19 protein-coding genes are annotated in these 20091 nt (G+C 58.7%); 7 read left to right on the forward strand and 12 right to left on the reverse strand.

Annotated features, from left to right (window positions below):
* The 3 genes from RRF55_RS23630 to RRF55_RS23640 form a co-directional block, all read left to right on the forward strand.
* On the forward strand, positions 1–105 hold a 105-nt coding region (locus RRF55_RS23630), incomplete at its 5' end, for a hypothetical protein (protein WP_223177868.1).
* Positions 106–342: 237 nt separating this feature from the next.
* On the forward strand, positions 343–1971 hold the full coding sequence (locus RRF55_RS23635) for a long-chain fatty acid--CoA ligase (protein WP_439419178.1): 1629 nt from the start codon (positions 343–345) through the stop codon (positions 1969–1971).
* Positions 1968–3692: an aldehyde dehydrogenase family protein gene (locus RRF55_RS23640; protein WP_029602492.1), complete on the forward strand. Its 1725-nt coding sequence runs from the start codon at positions 1968–1970 to the stop codon at positions 3690–3692. The genes RRF55_RS23635 and RRF55_RS23640 overlap by 4 nt, the downstream gene beginning before the upstream one ends.
* A gap of 45 nt (positions 3693–3737) precedes the next feature.
* Here RRF55_RS23640 and potD read toward each other — a convergent pair whose 3' ends face one another.
* The 4 genes from potD to potA are packed head-to-tail and all read right to left on the reverse strand — an operon-like array spanning position 3738 to position 7540.
* On the reverse strand, positions 3738–4784 hold the full coding sequence (potD, locus tag RRF55_RS23645; RefSeq protein WP_004140590.1) for a spermidine/putrescine ABC transporter substrate-binding protein PotD: 1047 nt from the start codon (positions 4782–4784) through the stop codon (positions 3738–3740).
* Positions 4781–5566: a spermidine/putrescine ABC transporter permease PotC gene (gene potC, locus RRF55_RS23650; protein WP_004150813.1), complete on the reverse strand. Its 786-nt coding sequence runs from the start codon at positions 5564–5566 to the stop codon at positions 4781–4783. The genes potD and potC overlap by 4 nt, the downstream gene beginning before the upstream one ends.
* Positions 5563–6420 carry a spermidine/putrescine ABC transporter permease PotB gene (potB, locus tag RRF55_RS23655; RefSeq protein ID WP_064153512.1) on the reverse strand — a complete coding sequence of 286 codons (858 nt, stop codon included), beginning with the start codon at positions 6418–6420 and terminating at the stop codon, positions 5563–5565. Before potB ends, potC begins: the two co-directional genes overlap by 4 nt.
* Positions 6404–7540, reverse strand: coding sequence for a spermidine/putrescine ABC transporter ATP-binding protein PotA (gene potA, locus RRF55_RS23660; RefSeq protein ID WP_004150811.1), 1137 nt, complete (start codon positions 7538–7540; stop codon positions 6404–6406). The genes potB and potA overlap by 17 nt, the downstream gene beginning before the upstream one ends.
* Before the next feature lie 258 nt (positions 7541–7798).
* On the opposite strand from potA, the gene pepT reads away from it, so the two are divergent.
* The gene (gene pepT / locus RRF55_RS23665; protein WP_032414783.1) at positions 7799–9031 is read left to right on the forward strand and encodes a peptidase T; all 1233 of its coding nucleotides are present in this window, start codon (positions 7799–7801) and stop codon (positions 9029–9031) included.
* A 139-nt stretch (positions 9032–9170) separates the two neighbouring features.
* Here the strand turns inward: pepT and RRF55_RS23670 are convergent, their stop codons facing one another.
* From RRF55_RS23670 to phoP, 3 genes are all read right to left on the reverse strand, one after another.
* Positions 9171–10292, reverse strand: a complete 1122-nt coding sequence (locus RRF55_RS23670) for a ribosomal protein uL16 3-hydroxylase (protein ID WP_004176560.1) — start codon at positions 10290–10292, stop codon at positions 9171–9173.
* Positions 10293–10377: 85 nt separating this feature from the next.
* On the reverse strand, positions 10378–11844 hold the full coding sequence (gene phoQ, locus RRF55_RS23675; protein WP_439419179.1) for a two-component system sensor histidine kinase PhoQ: 1467 nt from the start codon (positions 11842–11844) through the stop codon (positions 10378–10380).
* Complete coding sequence (phoP, locus tag RRF55_RS23680) at positions 11844–12515, reverse strand: two-component system response regulator PhoP (RefSeq protein WP_004150807.1); 672 nt, start codon at positions 12513–12515, stop codon at positions 11844–11846. Before phoP ends, phoQ begins: the two co-directional genes overlap by 1 nt.
* A 282-nt stretch (positions 12516–12797) precedes the next feature.
* On the opposite strand from phoP, the gene RRF55_RS23685 reads away from it, so the two are divergent.
* Both RRF55_RS23685 and RRF55_RS23690 read left to right on the forward strand, forming a co-directional pair.
* Entirely contained in the window at positions 12798–13604 is an 807-nt protein-coding gene (locus tag RRF55_RS23685) for an AraC family transcriptional regulator (RefSeq protein ID WP_004179353.1), read from the forward strand.
* Between the two features lie 83 nt (positions 13605–13687).
* The gene (locus tag RRF55_RS23690) at positions 13688–14050 is read left to right on the forward strand and encodes a cupin domain-containing protein (protein ID WP_004176558.1); all 363 of its coding nucleotides are present in this window, start codon (positions 13688–13690) and stop codon (positions 14048–14050) included.
* A 54-nt stretch (positions 14051–14104) separates the two neighbouring features.
* Here RRF55_RS23690 and purB read toward each other — a convergent pair whose 3' ends face one another.
* The 5 genes from purB to rluE are packed head-to-tail and all read right to left on the reverse strand — an operon-like array spanning position 14105 to position 18464.
* On the reverse strand, positions 14105–15475 hold the full coding sequence (gene purB, locus RRF55_RS23695; protein ID WP_004176557.1) for an adenylosuccinate lyase: 1371 nt from the start codon (positions 15473–15475) through the stop codon (positions 14105–14107).
* Positions 15476–15478: 3 nt separating this feature from the next.
* Entirely contained in the window at positions 15479–16120 is a 642-nt protein-coding gene (hflD, locus tag RRF55_RS23700) for a high frequency lysogenization protein HflD (protein ID WP_004140557.1), read from the reverse strand.
* A 54-nt stretch (positions 16121–16174) separates the two neighbouring features.
* Entirely contained in the window at positions 16175–17281 is a 1107-nt protein-coding gene (gene mnmA / locus RRF55_RS23705; RefSeq protein WP_004150803.1) for a tRNA 2-thiouridine(34) synthase MnmA, read from the reverse strand.
* Between the two features lie 56 nt (positions 17282–17337).
* On the reverse strand, positions 17338–17796 hold the full coding sequence (locus RRF55_RS23710) for an NUDIX hydrolase (RefSeq protein ID WP_023282363.1): 459 nt from the start codon (positions 17794–17796) through the stop codon (positions 17338–17340).
* A gap of 17 nt (positions 17797–17813) precedes the next feature.
* Complete coding sequence (rluE, locus tag RRF55_RS23715; RefSeq protein WP_064153515.1) at positions 17814–18464, reverse strand: 23S rRNA pseudouridine(2457) synthase RluE; 651 nt, start codon at positions 18462–18464, stop codon at positions 17814–17816.
* A 240-nt stretch (positions 18465–18704) separates the two neighbouring features.
* On the opposite strand from rluE, the gene icd reads away from it, so the two are divergent.
* Positions 18705–19955, forward strand: a complete 1251-nt coding sequence (icd, locus tag RRF55_RS23720) for an NADP-dependent isocitrate dehydrogenase (protein WP_004150800.1) — start codon at positions 18705–18707, stop codon at positions 19953–19955.
* Positions 19956–20091: the final 136 nt, after the last annotated feature.

Raw genomic sequence — 20091 nt, forward strand, 5'->3', positions numbered from 1 at the left:
GTTGGCATGACCACCTTCGGTGAGTCTGCGCCGGCTGAGCAGCTGTTCGAGGAGTACGGCTTCACCGTCGATAACGTGGTTGCTAAAGCGAAAGCGCTGCTGTAAATCCCCACCGCTATCGCCCGGCCCGAAGTCGGGCGATACGCTCTCTGAGTAATGATCTTCCGATCATGAGTTTGTCTTTTCCTTTCTGAACCATTTCCCACTCTATTTTGTGTGTGACCGCTGATTTCTGTACGTTTTTTTGTGCAGACCGGCAAATGTAGACCAGATTCAATAGGCGCCCGCACGATCGCGCCGCGCCCCTCGATTCCGCCGGACGTCTGTAAAGGAGACCCCGCCATGCCGTCACCGATGATTTATCAGGATCTCACCACTGCCGCGCTGCTCGGCCATGCGGCGCAGTATCACAGCAAGACCGAGATTGTCTCGGTGAGTACTGGCGGTGAGAAGGAGCGCAGCTGCTGGGGGGAGGTGGCCAGCCGTGCTCAGCGGCTGGCATCGGCGCTGGCGTCGCTGGGGCTGCCGCCGGGTGCCCGCTGCGCCACGCTGGCATGGAACAACCGCCGCCATCTGGAGATCTATTTTGCCGTCGCCTCCGGCGGCTGGGTGACGCACACCGTCAATCCGCGCCTGTCGGTTGACCATCTGCGATATATCCTCAACGACGCTGCCGACGAAGTGCTGTTTTTTGACCAGACCTTTTTGCCGCTGGTTGCACAGCTGCTGCCACAGCTGCCGACGGTGAAACACGTCGTGCTGATGGAGTCCCGCAGCGAAGCGGCGCTCAGCCAGCTGCCCTCATTGCTGTTTTATGACGATCTGTTGCAGCAGGGGATGGCAGACTATCGCTGGCCGCAGCTCAATGAACTGACTCCGGCTTCGCTCTGTTACACCTCGGGAACCACCGGCCGGCCGAAAGGGGTATTGAACACCCATCGTTCGCTGGTCCTGCACGCCCTGAGCGGCAACCAGCCGGACGCCGCCGGCATATCGGCGAAGGACAGCCTGTTGCCGGTGGTGCCGATGTTCCATGTCAACGCGTGGGGGACGCCGTTTATCGCCGCCATGGTCGGCGCGCGGCTGGTGCTGCCGGGGCCGCACCTCGATGGCGACAGCCTGCTGCAGCTGCTGGCCGCCGAGAAGGTGACGGTGGGGTTTGGCGTACCGGTGATCTGGGCCGGCTTGCTGGCGGCGATGCGCCGGACAGAGGTCCGGCTGCCTGAATTTAAACGTGCGCTGGTCGGCGGCTCCGCGCTGCCGCCGTCGATGGCCGAGGCCTTTCAGCGTGATTACGGCATTGCGCTGACCCACGCCTGGGGAATGACCGAAACATCGCCCATCGGCACCATCAACACACCGTTGAGCAAACATGACGCGCTCCCGGCACAGGAGCAGCAAAAGCAGCGCGCCGGTCAGGGGCGGCCCATTTTCGGCATCGAACTGCAGGTGGTGGACGTGGATGGCGAACCGTTGCCCCGGGATGGTCAAAGCCAGGGGTATCTCCCCGTCAGAGGGCACTGGGTGGTAGAGCAATACTATGGTCAGGACGCGAGCGCCCTGACCGCGGCAGGCTGGTTTGATACCGGTGATATCGGTACGCTCGACGCCAATGGTTATCTGGTGATCAGCGATCGGGCAAAGGATATTATCAAGTCCGGTGGCGAGTGGATCTCCACCGTTGAGCTGGAGAATATCGCCATCGCGCATCCGGGGGTGCGCAGCGCGGCGGCCATCGCCGCCCGCCATCCGCGCTGGGACGAGCGGCCGGTGCTGCTGTGCGTCCGTGCGGAAGGGGGCGAAGTGGAGGAGACCGATCTGCTGAGCTGGTTTGAGAAGCGGGTGCCTAAATGGCAGATCCCGGACCGGGTGATATTTGTCGATGCGCTGCCGGTCAGCGCCACGGGTAAGGTGCTCAAAAATCAGCTGCGCCAGGCCTACGGAGAGATTTTAATGAGTGAGGGAAAATGAGCCATGCGCGACCCGGTCTGACGACCTGTTCTCAGTATGATGCGGCCCTGCACGCCTTGTCGGCGGCGCGCCAGCGCTGGGCGGAAACCTCAGTGAACCGTCGTCTGGCGCTCCTGCGCCAGATCAAGGATGCCCTGGCCGGCATTGCCCCGGCGTGGGTGGCCGCGGCAGCGGCGGCCAAAGGGCTGCCGGCGGGCGATCCGCTGGCGGGGGAAGAGTGGCTGGCGGGCCCCTGCGCGCTAATGGTCGGCTGCAACGGGCTTATCGCCACCCTGGAGCAACTGGAGGAGAAGACCTTTCTGCGGCGGATCCCGCTGCGGACGCTGGCGGACGGCCGCCTGGCGCTGCGGGTGGTGCCCGGCACGCTCTGGGATCGGCTGCTTCTGTCTGGTGTTCGCGCTGAGATATGGATGCAGCCAGGCGTCACCCGGGCCCATCTCGACCGCTATGCGGCGCGGGCATACGACATCCCGCCTGCCGCGCGGCAAGGCAAGCTGGCGCTGGTGCTTGGCGCCGGCAATGTGGCCTCGATTGCGCCACTGGATGTGCTACACAAGCTGTTTATTGAGAATCAGGTCTGCCTGCTGAAGCTCAACCCGGTGAATGATTATCTGCACGATCTGCTGGCCCAGGCCCTGGCGCCGGTGATTGCCATGGATGCGCTCCGCATCGTCACCGGCGACGCCCGGGCGGGAGCGTGGCTGACCACCCATCCCGCTGTCGATGAGATCCATATCACCGGCTCCCGCGACACCCATGACGTCATCGTCTGGGGCGAGGGTGAAGCGGCTCGCCAGCGTCGGGCCGCCGGGACGCCGCTGAACCCGCGTCGGGTGACCTCGGAGCTGGGCGGCGTCAGCCCCACCATTATCGTACCCGGGCCGTGGAGCGAGGCGGACATCGCTTTTCAGGCGCAGCAGCTGGCGACGCAGAAGATGAACAACGGCGGGTTTAACTGCGTGGCCAGCCAGGTGCTGATCCTGCAGCAAGGCTGGGAGCCTGCGACGGCCTTGCTGAATCAGCTGTACCGACTGATCGCCGCGAATACCCGCCCGGACTACTACCCCGGCGCTGAAAACCGGCTGACCGACTTTCGCCTGCGCGCCCGTCAGCCGCTGGAGATAGCCCGCGGTGACGCGCTGCCGTTGATTGTGGCGAATACCGACGATGATCCCGGGTTCTGCCAGCAGGAGGTCTTTGGCCCGGGGCTGTCGGTCACCCGTCTTGAGGCCGATAGTGCGGAAAGCTTTCTGCGCCAGGCGATCGGCTATGCGAATCAGCGGCTGCAGGGCACGCTGGGGGCCAATATTGTGATCCACCCGCGCACCCGCAAAGCGATTGGACGTAAGCGTTTTAATGCGCTGATCGCCGAGCTGCGCTACGGCACGGTGGCGATCAACTGCTGGAGCGGGGTGGCCTTCCTGTTAGCCCCTTGCCCGTGGGGGGCGTTTCCCGGCCACACGCTCGACGATATTCAGAGCGGGCGGGGCAAGGTGCATAACAGCTTTATGCTGGAGAAAACCGAGCGCACGGTGATTGAGGCGCCGTTTCGGCCGTTTCCGCGTAGTCTTTGGCATGGCGAACTGACGCTGATGCCCCTGCCGCCCTGGTTCATCACCCACCGGGGGCAGGAAGCGGTGGCGCAGCGGCTGGTGGATTTTTACCATCGGCCGCGCTGGCGCAAATTGCCGGCGCTCCTCTGGCGCGCGCTGCGGGGCTAAGGTGAGAGCAAAAAAAAGGCGGAACCGCGGTTCCGCCCTGCGGGATTAACGGCCCGCTTTCAGCTTCTGGTAATACTCTTCATAAATGGCGCTGGCGCTGCCGACGTCATTCTGCCATTCGCCTTTCTCAATGGTTGCGGCGTCCGGATAGAGCGATTTATCGTTGGCCACTGCCGGGCTGAGCATCTTGCGCGCCGCAAGGTTCGGCGTCGGATAACCGATGGTTTCAGCGACCTGTTTGGCGACATCCGGGCGCAGCAGGAAGTTAATCAGCTTCAGCGCGCCGTCGACGTTTTTGGCGTTCGCCGGGATCGACAGGCTGTCCATCCAGAAGATGCCGCCCTCTTTCGGCCAGATCACTTCCAGCGGAGTACCTGCCTGGCGGGCGACGTAAGCCGAGCCGTTCCATACCATCCCGAGGTTCACTTCGCCTTCCATATACGGGTTCGCCGGGTTATCAGAGTTAAACGCTGCGACGTTGGGCATCAGCTTTTTCAGCTCGTTATAGGCGGCTTCAATCTCTTTCGGGTCGGTGGTGTTGCCGGAATAGCCCAGCTTACGCAGCGCCATCTGGAACACTTCGCGCGCGTCGTCGGTCAGCAGCAGGCTGCTTTTGTATTCCGGCTTCCACAGGTCGGCCCAGCTGGTGATAGTTTTCGGGTCAATCGCCTCGCTGTTGACGCCGATGGCCGTCGCCCCCCAGATATAGGGGATGGAGTAGTCGTTATTCGGATCGAACGGTTTATTCAGCATCTGCGGATCGAGGTTGCTAAAGTTAGTCAGCTTGCTCTTATCGATCTTCTGCAGCATACCTTCTTTGCGCATCTTGTCGACAAAGTAGGTCGACGGGACGACCAGGTCGTATGCGCCGTCTTTATAGGTTTTGAGCTTGGCGTACATGGTTTCGTTCGACTCGTAGGTCGAATAGATAACCTTGATGCCGGTCTCTTTGGTGAACTGCTCCAGCAGGCCCGGCGGCACATACTCGGTCCAGTTATAGAAATAGAGCGTTTTGCTATCGTCCGCGTGCGCAGCGCCCATGCCGATTGCCAGAGCGCTCGCCGCGAGCAGGTGGCGTGACCATTTTTTCATTTTAACGTCCCCTGAGTTTTATCACGTGCAATTAACTGACTGGCGATGACCATCACCAGCGACAGAACCAACAAAATCGTGGCCAGGGCGTTCACCTCTGGCGAAACGCCAACCTTGACCATCGAATAGATCTTCAGTGGCAGGATTTCATACCCCGGACCGGTCACGAACGAGGAGACTACCACGTCATCCATCGACAGGGTGAAGCTCAGCAACCACCCAGCGGCTACCGCCGGCAGGGCCAGCGGCAGGATAATTTTGCGCAGGATGGTCATCTCGCTGGCGCCCAGATCTTTCGCCGCCTCCAGCATCCGCACGTCAAAGCCTTTCAGGCGGGAGTAAACGGTGACCACCACAAACGGCAGGCAGAAGGTGATATGCGAAAACAGCAGCGACCAGAAACCAAGCTGGACGCCGATCAGCATAAACAGCACCAGCAGAGAGATGGCCATCACAATATCTGGCGACATCATCACCACAAACAGCATGCCGCTGACAAACGGTTTGCCGCGAAAGCGGTAACGGTACAGCGCCACGGCGGTCAGCGAGCCGATAAGGGTGGCGAAGGTCGCCGACAGCACCGCCATGGTCAGCGAGTGCTGGGCGGCCTGCAGCAGGCTATCGTTGTTCATCAGCAGGCTATACCAGTCGGTGGTGAACCCCTGCCAGTTGATGCCGAAGCGCGACCGGTTAAACGAGTTAACGATCAGAATAATAATAGGGATGTAGAGATACGCGTAGATGGCGGTCATAAAGCCGCCGCGCAGCAGTCGACCGATCATTCCAGCTCCACCTTTTTATTCAGCAGGCGCGCCGCGCGCCAGTAAATCAACAGCATCAGGCCCATCACCAGGGTTAAGGTAATGCTGGTTGCCGCGCCGAACGGCCAGTCGCGGATATTGAGGAACTGGCTTTTGATCACGTTGCCGATCAGCAGGTTCTTGGCGCCGCCCATCAGGTCGGAAACGTAGAACAACCCCATCGCCGGCAGCATCACCAGCAGACAGCCGGCGATGATCCCCGGCATGGTCAGCGGGATGATAATGCGGATAAAGGTCTGCAGCTTGCTGGCGCCGAGATCTTTCGCCGCTTCCAGCAGCGGGCGATCCAGTTTCTCAATGCTGGAGTAGAGCGGCATCACCATAAACGGCAGCAGGATGTACACCAGGCCGATGATCACCGCCGAGTGGGTGAACATAATGCGTATCGGGGTGTCGATCACCCCCAGCCACAGCAGAAACTCGTTCAGGTAACCTTTAGTGCTGAGGAAAATCTTCAGCCCGTAGATGCGGATCAACGAGTTGGTCCAAAAAGGGACGATCAGCAGGAACAGCAGCAGGGGCCGTACCTTCTGCGGCAGCCGGGCGAGGAACCACGCAAACGGATAGCCCAGCGCCAGGCAGGCGAGGGTCGCCAGCAGCGCCATGTTTAGCGAATGCAGCAGAACGTCATAATAGAGCGGATCCAGTAGCCGCGAATAGTTATCCAGCGTGAAGACCAGTTTGACGAAGTTGGCATCGTCGCGGGTCAAAAAGCTGGTGGCGATGATCATCAGGTTGGGCAGGAAGACAAACAGCACCAGCCAACCGACGATAGTGGCGATCACCACATTCTGGAATTTACTGGTGTTCTTCATCGGCCAGCACCACCTCCCAGCTTTCCACCCAATTGATAGACATTTTCTGGTCAAGAGAGTGGTCGAAATCCGGGTCGTCTTCGTTAAAGAACTCGCTGACCATCACCATTTTGCCGTTCTCCAGTTCCACCACCGACTCCAGAGTCATGCCTTTATAGTTGCGCTCGCGGACATAGCCGATCAGGCCATCGGCGTCGCTGTTATGGTGGATCTCGTCGACGCGCAGATCTTCCGGGCGCAGCAGGACATGCAGACGCTGGCCGGCCTCCACGGCAAAATTGACGGTGATGTTGCATTCCCGTCCTTCAACGCTGGCGCGCACGCGCTGTTCGTCGAGACGTTCAATTACCGTGGCGTCAAAGATATTGATCTCGCCGATAAAGCTGGCGACAAACAGGTTCTTCGGCTCTTCGTAGATCTCTCGCGGGGTGCCGTCCTGTTCGATTTTGCCATCACGCATCACCACGATGCGATCGGACATGGTCAGAGCCTCTTCCTGATCGTGGGTGACGAAGACGAAGGTGATCCCGAGCTTACGCTGCAGCGCTTTCAATTCGTTCTGCATCTGCTTGCGCAGCTTGTAATCCAGTGCCGAAAGAGACTCATCGAGCAGCAGCAGACGCGGTTTGTTGACCACCGCGCGGGCGATGGCCACGCGCTGCTGCTGGCCGCCGGAGAGCTGGTGTGGTTTGCGCTGGGCAAACGCCTCCAGCTGCACCATCTTTAAGGCATCCATCACCCGTGGGGTGATTTCCGCCGCCGGGGTTTTCTGCATCCGCAGGCCAAAGGCGACGTTCTCGAACACCGTCATATGCGGAAACAGGGCGTAGCTTTGGAATACGGTATTGACGTGGCGGTTTTCCGCCGGAACATGAGTGATATCGTGATCTTCGAGATGGATCCGTCCGCTGTCGACGTTTTCCAGGCCGGCAATAAGGCGCAGAACGGTGGTTTTACCGCAGCCAGAGGGGCCAAGCAGAGTGAGAAACTCACCATTGTTGATGGTCAGGTTAAGGTTGTCGATGACCGTTTTACCATCAAAGCTCTTGCGAATTCCCGCCAGATGCACCAGCGGCGAACGCGAACGCGGTTGTATATTCAATTTTTGACTCTGTCCCATGTAGACGCAACGGCAAATTTCCGGCCGCTGCGGGGTTTGTGATTAACCACCTTTGGGGTTGCACGTTTTTAATAAGGGCCAGCATTCTACGGCAAACGAGGGTAATCGCCAATCCTTGATACGCCCGCATAGTCTACCTTTACACCATAACGTCGGTTCCGTTATTAAATTTCGCTTTACGGGCTAAAAATGACCTGACGCAATATTTGTCTTTTCTGGCTTATGAATAATGTTGTCACAAAAGAAGAGGGTGGCTACATGGATAAATTGCTTGAGCGTTTTTTGCAGTACGTTTCTTTGGACACGCAGTCAAAGCCTGGCGTTCGTCAGGTCCCCAGCACGGAAGGGCAGTGGAAGCTGTTACGCCTGTTGCAGGCGCAGCTGGAAGAAATGGGACTGGTCAAGGTAACGCTGAGTGAAAAAGGGACGGTAATGGGAACTTTGCCCGCTAACGTTGAGGGCGATATCCCGGCCATCGGCTTTATCTCCCACGTCGACACCTCCCCGGATTTCAGTGGTAAAAACGTTAATCCGCAGATTGTTGAAAACTATCGCGGCGGCGATATCGCGCTGGGTATCGGCGATGAGGTGCTCTCCCCGGTGATGTTCCCGGTTCTGCATCAGCTTTTGGGACAGACGCTGATCACCACCGACGGGAAAACGCTGCTCGGGGCGGACGACAAAGCCGGCATTGCCGAAATTATGACCGTGCTGGCGACCCTGCAGGCGAAAAATATTCCTCATGGCGATATCCGCGTGGCCTTCACCCCTGATGAAGAGGTGGGTAAAGGGGCGAAGCATTTCGACGTCGAAGCCTTTGACGCCCGCTGGGCCTATACCGTCGACGGCGGCGGGGTCGGCGAACTGGAGTTTGAAAACTTCAACGCCGCCTCGGTGACGATAAAAATTGTCGGTAATAACGTGCACCCCGGCACCGCGAAAGGGGTGATGGTCAACGCGCTGTCGCTGGCCGCGCGCATTCATGCCGAAGTACCGGCCGATGAAGCGCCGGAGACCACTGAAGGCTATGAAGGTTTTTATCACCTCACCAGCATGAAAGGCAGCGTCGATCGGGCCGAGATGCATTACATCATCCGCGATTTTGACCGTAAGCACTTCGAGGCGCGCAAGCGCAAGATGATGGAGATCGCCAAAAAGGTCGGCAAGGGACTGCACCCGGACTGTTATATTGAGCTGGTGATCGAGGACAGTTATTACAATATGCATGAGCAGGTGATCGCCCATCCGCACGTGGTCGATATTGCCCGCCAGGCGATGGTGGACTGCGATATTGAACCGCAGATGAAACCGATCCGCGGCGGCACCGACGGCGCGCAGCTCTCATTTATGGGACTGCCGTGCCCAAACCTGTTTACCGGTGGCTACAACTATCACGGCAAACATGAGTTTGTCACCCTGGAAGGAATGGAGAAAGCGGTGCAGGTGATCGTGCGTATCGCCGAGCTGACGGCGGCACGCAAAGGGCATTAATCTTCTCAGGTGGCCCGGTAAGGCCGCGTGTCGGACAAGATGCCGGATGGCGGCTTCGTCTTATCCGGCCTACGGTTCAGCCGGTGAGCGCGGAACCCGTAGGCCCGGCAAGCGCAGCGCCGCCGGGCAGGATGATGGCTCAGTCGCCAAAGAACCAATAGCCGCTGTTGACCAGCGCTGCCAGCATGGCGAGGAAAGAAGGATCTTCCAGCGCATCGCCAAAATGGTCGGCGCGCAGCGTCAGATGGGTGGCCAAGGCGTCCAGCGCCGGACGGTGCGGGGAGTTGATCTTCTCGCCGTTAACGAATACCTCGCCGTCAATGCGCAGCACCCGCAGGCCGCCCAGGCGTTCCAGGGTATCGCCCTGCTGCAGGGCATCGTAAATCTCATCTGGCTGATACGGCGGCTCCGGCGGCGCGACGTCGAGCTCATGACGCGACTGGGTGATAAACTCGCCGAACCACTGCTTAAAGTGCTCCGGTTGGTTAATCAGACCCAGCATCATCTCGCGCAGGCGGTCGAGTTCGGTCGGTAAAATATCCGCCGGATGGTCGCGGGACGGCACGTCCGGATCGGCGTAGCGCTGGCTGCCCAGTTCGCGCTGGAGGACATAGTCGGCAAAGCCGCTAAACAGCTCGCGGGCATTCGGCGCGCGATAGCCGACCGAATAGTTAAGCGAGTTTTCCAGCGAATAACCCTCATGCGGGAATCCCGGGGGAATATAGAGAATATCGCCAGGCTCCATCTCTTCATCGATGATCGCCTCGAAGGGGTCAACCTGCAGCAGGTCCGGATGCGGGCAGTGCTGTTTCATCGGCACCTTTTCCCCAACGCGCCAGCGCCGACGGCCGGTGCCCTGAATGATAAACACATCATACTGATCCAGATGCGGGCCGACGCCGCCTCCCGGCACCGAGAAGGAGATCATCAGGTCGTCGATACGCCAGTCCGGCAGGGCACGGAACGGATGCATCAGCGCTGCGGACGGTTCATGCCAGTGGTTAACCGCCTGCACCAGCAGGGACCAGTTGTTTTCGCTCAGGTGATCGTAGCTTTCGAAAGGACCGTGACTGACCTGCCATTTTCCATCCTGATGGCTGACAAGGCGGCTATCGACCTCGCTCTCCATGGCCAGTCCTGCCAGTTCGTCCGGGCTTAGGGGGTCGATAAAATTGGCGAAGCCGCGCTTCAATACCACCGGCCGTTTTTGCCAGTAGCGTTCGATAAAGTCGGGCCAGTTAAGCGTTAATTGATAATCCATATTGATATTCCACTGCAGGTGTCTGACAGGGATTATAACGGATGCGGCGCCCTGGCGATGCAGGCGCCGTGAAAAATCTCAACGATTAACTCTGTTTATCTTCCATCTGCTGGCGGCCAAACACCACCTCCATGCAGGCGCCGCCGAGCAGGCTTTCCCCGGCGATGATCTCTCCATCATATTGTTCGACAATTTCACGCGCAACGGAGAGCCCTACCCCCTGGCCGGGACGCAGGGTATCAGCCCGCTGGCCGCGGTCGAAAACGGCCCGGCGCTGGCTCTGCGGGATCCCCGGCCCATCGTCTTCCACCAGGATGTGCAGATGGCTGTCGGTGGTCTGGCGCACGGAAACTTCCACGAACTCCAGGCAATACTTACAGGCGTTATCAAGAACGTTACCCATCACTTCCATAAAATCGTTCTGCTCGCCGACAAAAGTGATCTCCGGCGAGATGTCGAGCGAGATATTGACCCCTTTGCGCTGATAGACCTTGTTGAGAGCGGAAGTCAGGCTGTCAAGCAGGGGGGCGATCGGGTGTAATTCCCGGCTCAAGAGGGTGCCGCCGCTGCGCATGCTGGCGCGATGCAGGTAATAACCAATCTGCTGCGAGATGCGGCTTATCTGCTCCAGCATCACCGGCTCCGCCTCGTCGACGCTGATCTTCTCGCCGCGCAGCGAGCGCAGTGTACTCTGCATCACCGCCAGCGGCGTTTTCAGACTGTGAGTGAGATCGGTGAGGGTAGTGCGGTATTTGTCATAGCGTTCGCGCTCGCTGCGAACCAGGCGGTTGAGGTTGCTGACCAGCCGGGTCAGCTCGCGAGTGGTGTTGGGATTGAGCTTTTCGCGGTGATGTTCCTCCAGTTCGCGCACCTCTTTGGCCAGCGACTCAATGGGCCGCAGGCTCCACCAGGCGGTGACCCACAGCAGGGGGATCACCAGCAGCAGGTTGGCGGCCAGCACATAGACAAACCAGCTCCACACCATATAGCTGCGCTTGAGCTCCACCGGAATGGTGTCGACCACCACAATGCTGAGCTGAGGCATTTTGCTGGTGGCCGGGTAGAGGTTGATCGCCACCGAGTGGGTCATCTCAGAGTCGTCGCCCTGTTCGCGGATAGCGTCCAGCTGTTCCTGAATCTCATGGTTATTGCGCAACAGCATACTGCTGCTGTCGACATCGGCTTCAATCTCATGGAAGCCATTGCGTTTCAGCCATTCCGGTTGAATGCGTTTCGCCAGCCAGGGAACATCACGCTGCGCCCACAGCAGTTTGCCCTGCTCATCGTAGATAAGGGTCACCGTCGGGCTTTCCATATTCAGGTTTTCCGGGATGTCGACGTCAATAGCGCCGTTTTCCCATCTCGCCAGCATATAAAAGAGATTGCTCTCGCCGCGCAGCAGGCGAAAGGTGGTTTTATCGAAGCTAACGCTATAGCCCACCAGGGCCACCATGCCGTAGGCCAGGGAGAGCACCAGCACCACCCCGGCGGTCGCCAGCAGGAAGCGAACCCGTAATGACAGCGGGAAGATATGCCGCAACAGTCCCTTCATCAGCGCAATTCGAACAGATAGCCCTGGCCGCGCACCGTGGTGATGACGTCCTGTGGGTATTCAGCCTGAATTTTCTTGCGCAGCCGACCCATCAGCACGTCGATGGTGTGGCTTTCTCGCAGTTCGGCATCCGGGTAAAGCTGGAGCATCAGCGAATCTTTGCTGACCACTTTGCCGCGGTTACGGATCAGGGTTTCCATAATGGTGTATTCAAAGGCGGTCAGCTTGATCGGCTGGTCATTCACCGACAGCTCGCGCCGGGAGAGGTCGACCTGGAACGGCGGCAGGGAGATCACCTGCGAGGCCAGACCGCTGTTACGGCGCAGCAGCGCCTGCATGCGGGCGGCAACCTCTTCAATATGGAAAGGCTTGGTGACGTAATCATCCGCCCCGGCGCTCAGCACTTCCACTTTATCCTGCCATCCTTCGCGGGCGGTCAGCACCAGCACCGGCAGCGACACGTCGTGGCTGCGCCAGCGGCGGATCAGTGATAAACCGTCTTCATCCGGCAGGCCGAGATCGACGATGGCGATATCCGGGAGATGTTCGCCCAGATAGTAGTCCGCTTCCCTGGCATCTTCCGCCGCATCGACCTGATGGCCCAGCTCCTGCAGCTGAACTTTGAGGTGGTGACGCAGCAGGGCATTATCCTCAACCACGAGTACGCGCATGGCTGTTCTCCCTAGCATTTTCGATAGTAGTCTGACGCTCATTATATACGCAAAATATAAACGGCTGTTAAATAAAGCTTTTTATAAAAAGGGCCCCTGGTGCCCCGGGCTGGCCAGCATTCGGCGGCGCCCTTTGCGCATACTGCATGGAACTCCTTCATTCTATGCGTAATTTCAGTAAACGCCCAGCGGCAGGATGCGAACGGCGAGCGGGTTGGTGATGTTAATTTTTTGTGTAATAGTGCTGGAATCACCCCTCAAGAACGTCGCAGGTTATCCATTATGTCTCAGCAGCAGAGCGCGGACTGGGTCAGGCTGGCGCAATCGCCCAGCCGGACGGAACGCATCGAAGCCTTCTTCGGCGGCCACGGCTATGAGCCGCACCGGCATGATACCTACGCCATCGGCCAGACGATCGCCGGCGTGCAGAGCTTTCACTATCGCGGCGGACTCCAGCACAGCCTGCCCGGCGGAACGATGGTGCTTCATCCGGACGAAATACACGATGGCGAGGCGGGCACCGAGGCGGGGTTTCACTACCGCATGGTTTATATCGAACCGGCGCTGATCCAGAAGATACTCGGCGGCAGGCCACTACCGTTTATCCCCGACGGCTTGTCGGCGGATCCACGGCTACGTCGCGCCGCGCAGCCGCTGTTGAAAGCGGTCACGGATACCTTCGAGCCGCTGGAGGAAGAGGATGCTCTGTACGACCTGGCGCAGACCCTGGCCGTTGTCGGCGGCCAACGTTCCCGTCGCCAGGCGTTTGATTATCAGGCGGCGGAGAGGGCCCGGGAGTATATTCATGCCTGTTTTATGCAGGATATGACCCTCGACACCCTGTCGCAGGTCAGCGGCCGGGACCGCTGGAGCCTGAGCCGGGATTTCAGAACGCTGTACGGCACCAGCCCGTGGCGTTACGTCATGATGCGTCGGCTCGATTTTTGCCGCCAGCGGATGCGCGCCGGGGAGCGTCTGGTGGATATTGCCGCCGACGCGGGGTTTGCCGATCAGAGCCACATGACGCGCCAGTTTATCAGCCGCTTTGGTCTCTCTCCGGGCCGCTGGCTGCGGGCGATCCGCGGCTAGCGCGGTTCAGGTTGCACAATCGTTCAAGCGTGACCGCGGCGAGGCGAACTATGCTGACTGCCTTTATCACAAGGAGACAGCCCATGTATCAACTCGTTAATCTTGCTCAGAAATTTTCCCTGTTCAGCGAACAATGGCAGCCCAAAGTGGTGGCTGAAATGAACGACTATCAGTTCAAGGTCGTGCGCATCGCCGGCGACTTTATCTGGCACAGCCACCCGGAAACCGATGAGACATTGATGGTGGTGGAGGGGGTATTGCGCGTGGACTTCCGCGACGGGCATGTGCTGGTGAAGGCCGGGGAGATGATCGTCGTGCCGCGCGGGGTGGAACATAAGACCTCGGCGGAGACGGAAGCGAAGCTGATGCTGATTGAGCCGCGCGGGGTGTTGAATACCGGCCACGAGGGCGGCGAGCGGACGGCGGTGAACGACGTTTGGATCTGATCCCTTTCCGGCGATAAAACGCCCCTCTTTCCGGCGGAAAGAGGGGCAGGGCGATTACTTCAGCTCGTCAACCATGGTGGTTGCCCGACCGATATAGTTGGCCGGGGTCATCGCTTTGAGACGCACTTTTTCCTCTTCCGGCAGGGCGAGGCTGTCAATAAACTGCTTCATCCCTTCCGCGTCCACGCGTTTGCCGCGGGTCAGCTCTTTCAGCTTCTCGTACGGTTTTTCGATACCGTAACGACGCATCACGGTCTGGATCGGCTCAGCCAGTACTTCCCAGTTGTGATCCAGTTCGTCCAGCAGGCGATCCTGGTTCAGCTCCAGCTTGCTGATCCCTTTGAGGGTGGACTGATAGGCGATCAGCGCATAGCCGATGCCCACGCCGAGGTTACGCAGAACGGTGGAGTCGGTCAGGTCGCGCTGCCAGCGGGAAACCGGCAGTTTGCTGGCCAGGTGCTGCATGACCGCATTGGCCAGGCCGAGATTGCCTTCGGAGTTTTCGAAGTCAATTGGGTTCACCTTGTGCGGCATGGTGGAGGAGCCGATTTCCCCGGCGATGGTTTTCTGTTTGAAGTGGTTGAGCGCGATATAGCCCCACACGTCGCGATCGAAGTCGATCAGAATGGTGTTGAAGCGCGCGATGCAGTCAAACAGCTCAGCGATATAGTCATGCGGCTCGATCTGCGTGGTGTACGGGTTCCACTGAATACCCAGCGAGGTAACGAACTCTTCGCTGAACTGATGCCAGTCGACTTCCGGGTAGGCGGCGATGTGGGCGTTGTAGTTACCCACCGCGCCGTTGATTTTACCGAGGATTTCCACCTGGTTCAGTTGACGATACTGGCGCTCCATACGGTAGGCGACGTTCGCCATCTCTTTACCCATGGTGGACGGCGTTGCCGGCTGGCCGTGGGTACGGGAGAGCAGCGGCACATCGCGATACTGGGTCGCCAGATCTTTTACCGCGTCAATCAGCTTGCGCCAGTAAGGCAGAACCACTTCGTCGCGGGCGGTTTTCAGCATCAGCGCGTGGGAGAGGTTATTAATGTCTTCAGACGTACAGGCGAAGTGAATAAACTCTGATACCGCGTGCAGCTCGGCGACGTCAGCGACTTTTTCTTTCAGGAAATACTCTACCGCTTTCACGTCGTGGTTAGTGGTGCGCTCGATGGTTTTGATGCGCTCCGCGTCTTCAACGCTGAAATCGGCGACGATTTTATCAAGGAAACCGTTTGCGTCGGCAGCAAAAGCAGGAACTTCCTTGATCGCTGCGTGGGCGGCCAGTTTTTGCAGCCAACGTACTTCCACCTGAACGCGGAATTTCAGCAAACCGAATTCGCTGAAGATACCGCGCAGCGCGCTGACTTTATCGCCGTAGCGGCCGTCTACAGGGGAAACGGCGGTCAGTGAGGATAATTCCATAGATCACAACTCCGGGGTTAAATGAGCAAGAATTTGCTTTGCCTGGTTAACCAGACGATTACGGGAAAACATAAGCTGCAGACGTCCGCCGCCCACCTGATGCCAGAGTACCGCGGCGCGAATACCCGCCAGCAGCGCTGAGCGAACTTTCGCCTGCACCTGCGGGCTTTGCAGCACGGCAGGGGAGCCGGTCACCTGAATACGCGGCCCCAGCGGGCTTATCACATCGACATAGATGCCCGCCATGGCGCTGAGCAGCGTTTCGGACTGCAGGTCAAAGTGTTCCAGCTGACGGTGCAGGCCGGCGATGCGGTTGCCGAGCGTGTCCATCGCCCCTTTACTGGCGGCGAGCTTGCGCTCCAGCACCATCAGGCTCAGGGTATAGCGGGTGAGTTCCGCATTGAGGCCCTGACGGCTGCTGGTATTGAGCACCCCGAGCAGCGTTTCAAGACCGAGGCGAAGATTGGCTTCACTGCCACCGAACACCGCCAGCGTCGACTCAGGATCGAGGTCGATGATGCTGTTCAGCGACACATGCAGGGCATCGCTGTCGCAATGTCCCTGATGCGCCAGTTGCTGAACCAGTCGCGCCGCCTGGCAAACGCCAGCCAGCGCCAGGGTGATGTCATAGTAATTCTTCGCCACACATACTCCTTGTCAGCCGCCAGGGCGGTTCGTCCCGGCGGAAATAACGCGCGTTCAGGACTGCAGAGGCAGTCGTTGTTCAATAATTCCGCCGCCGAGGCACACTTCCCCTAAATAGAACACTGCGGACTGGCCCGGGGTCACCGCCGCGACCGGCTCATCGAAGCGGACTTCGATACGGTCTTCATCCAGCGCGGTAACGGTGCAGGGGATATCGGTCTGGCGATAGCGGGTTTTCACCGTGCAGCGCAGGGTGCCCTGCAGCGGTTCACGGTTTACCCAGTGCAGCTGTTGGGCAATCAGACCGACGGACATCAGGCGCGGGTGGTCATGGCCCTGGGCGACGATAAGAATATTATTCTCAACGTCTTTATCGACCACGTACCATGGATCTTCGCTACCCTCTTTGGTGCCGCCGATACCCAGCCCTTTACGCTGGCCCAGGGTGTGGTACATCAGCCCCTGATGGGTACCGATCTCCTCGCCGTCGACGGTGAGGATTTTGCCCGGCTGCGCCGGCAGATAGCGGCCAAGGAAATCGCGGAATTTACGCTCGCCGATAAAGCAGATGCCGGTGGAATCTTTTTTCTTCGCGGTGATCAGATCCAGCTCTTCGGCGATCTTACGCACCTGCGGTTTTTCCAGCTCACCCACCGGGAACAGGCTCTGGGCAATCTGTTCGTGGCTAAGGGTATAGAGGAAGTAGCTCTGATCTTTGTTGCCGTCGAGGCCGCGCAGCAGCTGGCTTTTACCGTCGACATCGGCGCGGCGCACATAGTGCCCGGTGGCGATGTAGTCGGCGCCGAGGTCTTCGGCGGCAAACTCGAGGAAGGCTTTAAACTTGATCTCTTTATTGCACAGAATATCCGGGTTCGGCGTGCGGCCAGCTTTGTACTCTTCCAGGAAGAGCTCAAAGACGTTGTCCCAATATTCGGCGGCAAAGTTAACGGTGTGCAGTTCAATGCCCAGCTTATCGCAGACCGCTTGCGCATCGGCAAGGTCGGCGGCGGCGGTGCAGTATTCCTCGCCGTCGTCTTCCTCCCAGTTCTTCATGAACAGGCCTTCCACCTTATACCCTTGCTGCAGCAGCAGGTACGCGGAGACCGAGGAGTCGACGCCGCCGGACATGCCGACGATCACTTTTTTCTGGCTTTCTGACATGGAAATACTCGCTACATTGAACTTCGAGGCGGCGTATTCTAGCACGCGCTCACCGTTCATTCACCCCCTGTGAACGGCCAGTTAAATGCGCCAATCAGCGACAGCGGCTGCCGCGGGTCCTGCAGGTAGCAGCGAATGCTTTCGGCAACCAGCGGCGAGCGCAGGTTCGGCGCGTTAAGAATTTCCTCAGCACTGAGCCACAGGCAGCGATCGATATCGCTGTCGTGTGGTTCAGTGGCGCACAGATCGCTAAGTTCGATGGCGAACAGGAAGCGCAGAAACGGCGTGTTATCGGGAGCCAGCCACTGATGCATGCGGATGAAGTGCTGCGGCGTGGCGCGAATGCCGGTCTCTTCCCACAGTTCACGTTCGGCGGCCTGCAGCAGCGTTTCATTGGCCTCGAGATGGCCGGCCGGCTGGTTCCACAGCGCTTTGCTGTTAATGGTCTCTTCGACGATGAGAAATTTATCCTGGGCGTGAACCACGCAGGCAACGGTGACATGAGGTTTAAACATCGCTTTTCCTTTTTCAGTTATTCGGCTTTGCGCCAGTCGCCGTTGGCCAGTCCGTCGAGGGTATAGCCGCCCATGGCGTAGCGGATCAGCCGCAGGGTGGGGAAGCCGACGTGGGCGGTCATCCGGCGCACCTGGCGGTTGCGTCCCTCGTAGAGCGTGATTTTCAACCAGCGGGTGGAAATCGATTTGCGCTCACGAATCGGCGGGTTGCGCGGCCACAGCCAGACGGGCTCCTCGACAAGTTCTACGCCGGCAGGCAGGGTGGGGCCGTCGTTAAGGGTGACGCCGTCGCGCAAGGCGGTCAGCGCCTCGGGCGTGGGTTCGCCTTCCACCTGAACATAGTAGATCTTGCCGGTGCGCTTACCCGGCTGGGTCAGCTTCGCCTGCAGCGCGCCGTCGTTGGTCAGCACCAGCAGGCCTTCGCTGTCGCGATCGAGCCGACCTGCGGCGTAAACGCCCGCCACCGGAATAAAATCTTTTAGCGTGCTGCGCCCGGCTTCATCGGTAAATTGCGGCAACACATCATAGGGTTTATTGAACAAGATCACAGTTTTTGGCTGGCGTTCTTTACGTTGTCTGGTGACTTGTTGTGTGCTGAATCGCTCAACGCGATGTTTTCTAAATGAAGTTTTCTGCATGGTATTTTCAGGCTTTATCAATTGCCGCATTATAGCCTAATTACGAATGCCTTTCATGGACGCAAACATTCAGGTAGTATTGACATGCTCATTACAAATTATTAACAAAAAATTGCTCAAACCGATTCGCACTACAGGCAGGAAGGCGACACGGACGCGATAGCTCCGGTGAGCGGGAAGACCCGGTACGCCGAAGCTGGCCGACTCAGCCAACACCAGGCTCGCGTGAAGAGGGAAGAGCAGAACCAGAAGCGCTCGAAGGAGAGGTTAATGGAAAGCAAAGTAGTAGTTCCGGCGGAAGGTCAAAAAATCACCCTGCAAAACGGCAAACTGAACGTCCCTCACAATCCGATTATCCCGTTCATTGAAGGTGACGGTATCGGCGTTGACGTTACCCCAGCGATGCTGAAAGTGGTTGATGCCGCCGTTGAGAAAGCCTATAAGGGCGAGCGTAAAATTTCCTGGATGGAAGTTTACACCGGTGAGAAATCAACCCACGTCTATGGCCAGGACGTCTGGCTGCCAGCTGAAACCCTCGATCTGATTCGTGACTACCGCGTTGCTATCAAAGGTCCTCTGACCACCCCAGTCGGCGGCGGCATCCGTTCTCTGAACGTGGCGCTGCGCCAGGAGCTGGACCTCTACGTCTGCCTGCGTCCGGTACGTTACTACCAGGGCACCCCGAGCCCGGTTAAGCACCCTGAACTGACCGATATGGTTATCTTCCGTGAAAACTCAGAAGATATCTATGCCGGTATCGAGTGGAAAGCCGACTCTGCGGAAGCAGACAAAGTCATCAAATTCCTGCGCGATGAGATGGGTGTGAAGAAAATTCGCTTCCCGGAACATTGCGGCATCGGCATCAAGCCGTGCTCTGAAGAAGGCACCAAACGCCTGGTGCGCGCCGCGATTGAATACGCGATCACCAACGATCGTGATTCCGTCACTCTGGTGCACAAAGGCAACATCATGAAGTTCACCGAAGGCGCGTTCAAAGACTGGGGCTACCAGCTGGCTCGCGAAGAGTTCGGCGGCGAGCTGATCGACGGCGGTCCTTGGGTGAAAATCAAGAACCCGAACACCGGCAAAGAGATCGTGGTGAAAGACGTGATCGCCGATGCGTTCCTGCAGCAGATCCTGCTGCGTCCGGCGGAATACGACGTTATCGCCTGTATGAACCTGAACGGCGACTATATCTCTGACGCCCTGGCGGCGCAGGTTGGCGGTATCGGTATCGCCCCGGGCGCCAACATCGGTGACGAGTGCGCGCTGTTCGAAGCGACTCACGGTACTGCGCCGAAGTATGCCGGCCAGGACAAAGTGAACCCGGGCTCCATCATCCTGTCCGCAGAGATGATGCTGCGCCACATGCAGTGGTTCGAAGCCGCAGACCTGATCGTCAAAGGTATGGAAGGCGCTATCGCCGCCAAGACCGTGACCTATGACTTCGAACGTCTGATGGAAGGCGCTAAGCTGCTGAAATGTTCAGAGTTTGGCGACGCGATTATCGCGAACATGTAATCCCGTTGGTGGATTAAGTAAAAGCGGGAGCCGATGGGCTCCCGCTTTTTTTCGCCTTCAGGCAATTAATCTGCCGGACGCTTGAAGCATTAGGCGATGGCGAATGTCCCGCAGCGCAACGTTCAACAAAGCTATA

Origin of the sequence: Klebsiella sp. K47 (assembly GCF_051858335.1) — a bacterium.
GTDB classification, from domain to species: Bacteria; Pseudomonadota; Gammaproteobacteria; order Enterobacterales; family Enterobacteriaceae; genus Klebsiella; species Klebsiella pneumoniae.

Bases quoted from the DNA above. Each gene is read 5' to 3' on its own strand.
- mnmA (WP_004150803.1), bottom strand. From the start codon at position 17,281: ATGTCAGAAAGCCAGAAAAAAGTGATCGTCGGCATGTCCGGCGGCGTC.
- purB (WP_004176557.1), bottom strand. From the start codon at position 15,475: ATGGAATTATCCTCACTGACCGCCGTTTCCCCTGTAGACGGCCGCTAC.
- potD (WP_004140590.1), bottom strand. From the start codon at position 4,784: ATGAAAAAATGGTCACGCCACCTGCTCGCGGCGAGCGCTCTGGCAATC.
- potC (WP_004150813.1), bottom strand. From the start codon at position 5,566: ATGATCGGTCGACTGCTGCGCGGCGGCTTTATGACCGCCATCTACGCG.
- RRF55_RS23690 (WP_004176558.1), top strand. From the start codon at position 13,688: ATGTATCAACTCGTTAATCTTGCTCAGAAATTTTCCCTGTTCAGCGAA.
- pepT (WP_032414783.1), top strand. From the start codon at position 7,799: ATGGATAAATTGCTTGAGCGTTTTTTGCAGTACGTTTCTTTGGACACG.
- RRF55_RS23670 (WP_004176560.1), bottom strand. From the start codon at position 10,292: ATGGATTATCAATTAACGCTTAACTGGCCCGACTTTATCGAACGCTAC.
- potB (WP_064153512.1), bottom strand. From the start codon at position 6,420: ATGAAGAACACCAGTAAATTCCAGAATGTGGTGATCGCCACTATCGTC.
- rluE (WP_064153515.1), bottom strand. From the start codon at position 18,464: ATGCGGCAATTGATAAAGCCTGAAAATACCATGCAGAAAACTTCATTT.
- RRF55_RS23685 (WP_004179353.1), top strand. From the start codon at position 12,798: ATGTCTCAGCAGCAGAGCGCGGACTGGGTCAGGCTGGCGCAATCGCCC.
- RRF55_RS23710 (WP_023282363.1), bottom strand. From the start codon at position 17,796: ATGTTTAAACCTCATGTCACCGTTGCCTGCGTGGTTCACGCCCAGGAT.
- potA (WP_004150811.1), bottom strand. From the start codon at position 7,540: ATGGGACAGAGTCAAAAATTGAATATACAACCGCGTTCGCGTTCGCCG.
- phoQ (WP_439419179.1), bottom strand. From the start codon at position 11,844: ATGAAGGGACTGTTGCGGCATATCTTCCCGCTGTCATTACGGGTTCGC.
- icd (WP_004150800.1), top strand. From the start codon at position 18,705: ATGGAAAGCAAAGTAGTAGTTCCGGCGGAAGGTCAAAAAATCACCCTG.
- phoP (WP_004150807.1), bottom strand. From the start codon at position 12,515: ATGCGCGTACTCGTGGTTGAGGATAATGCCCTGCTGCGTCACCACCTC.
- RRF55_RS23635 (WP_439419178.1), top strand. From the start codon at position 343: ATGCCGTCACCGATGATTTATCAGGATCTCACCACTGCCGCGCTGCTC.
- RRF55_RS23640 (WP_029602492.1), top strand. From the start codon at position 1,968: ATGAGCCATGCGCGACCCGGTCTGACGACCTGTTCTCAGTATGATGCG.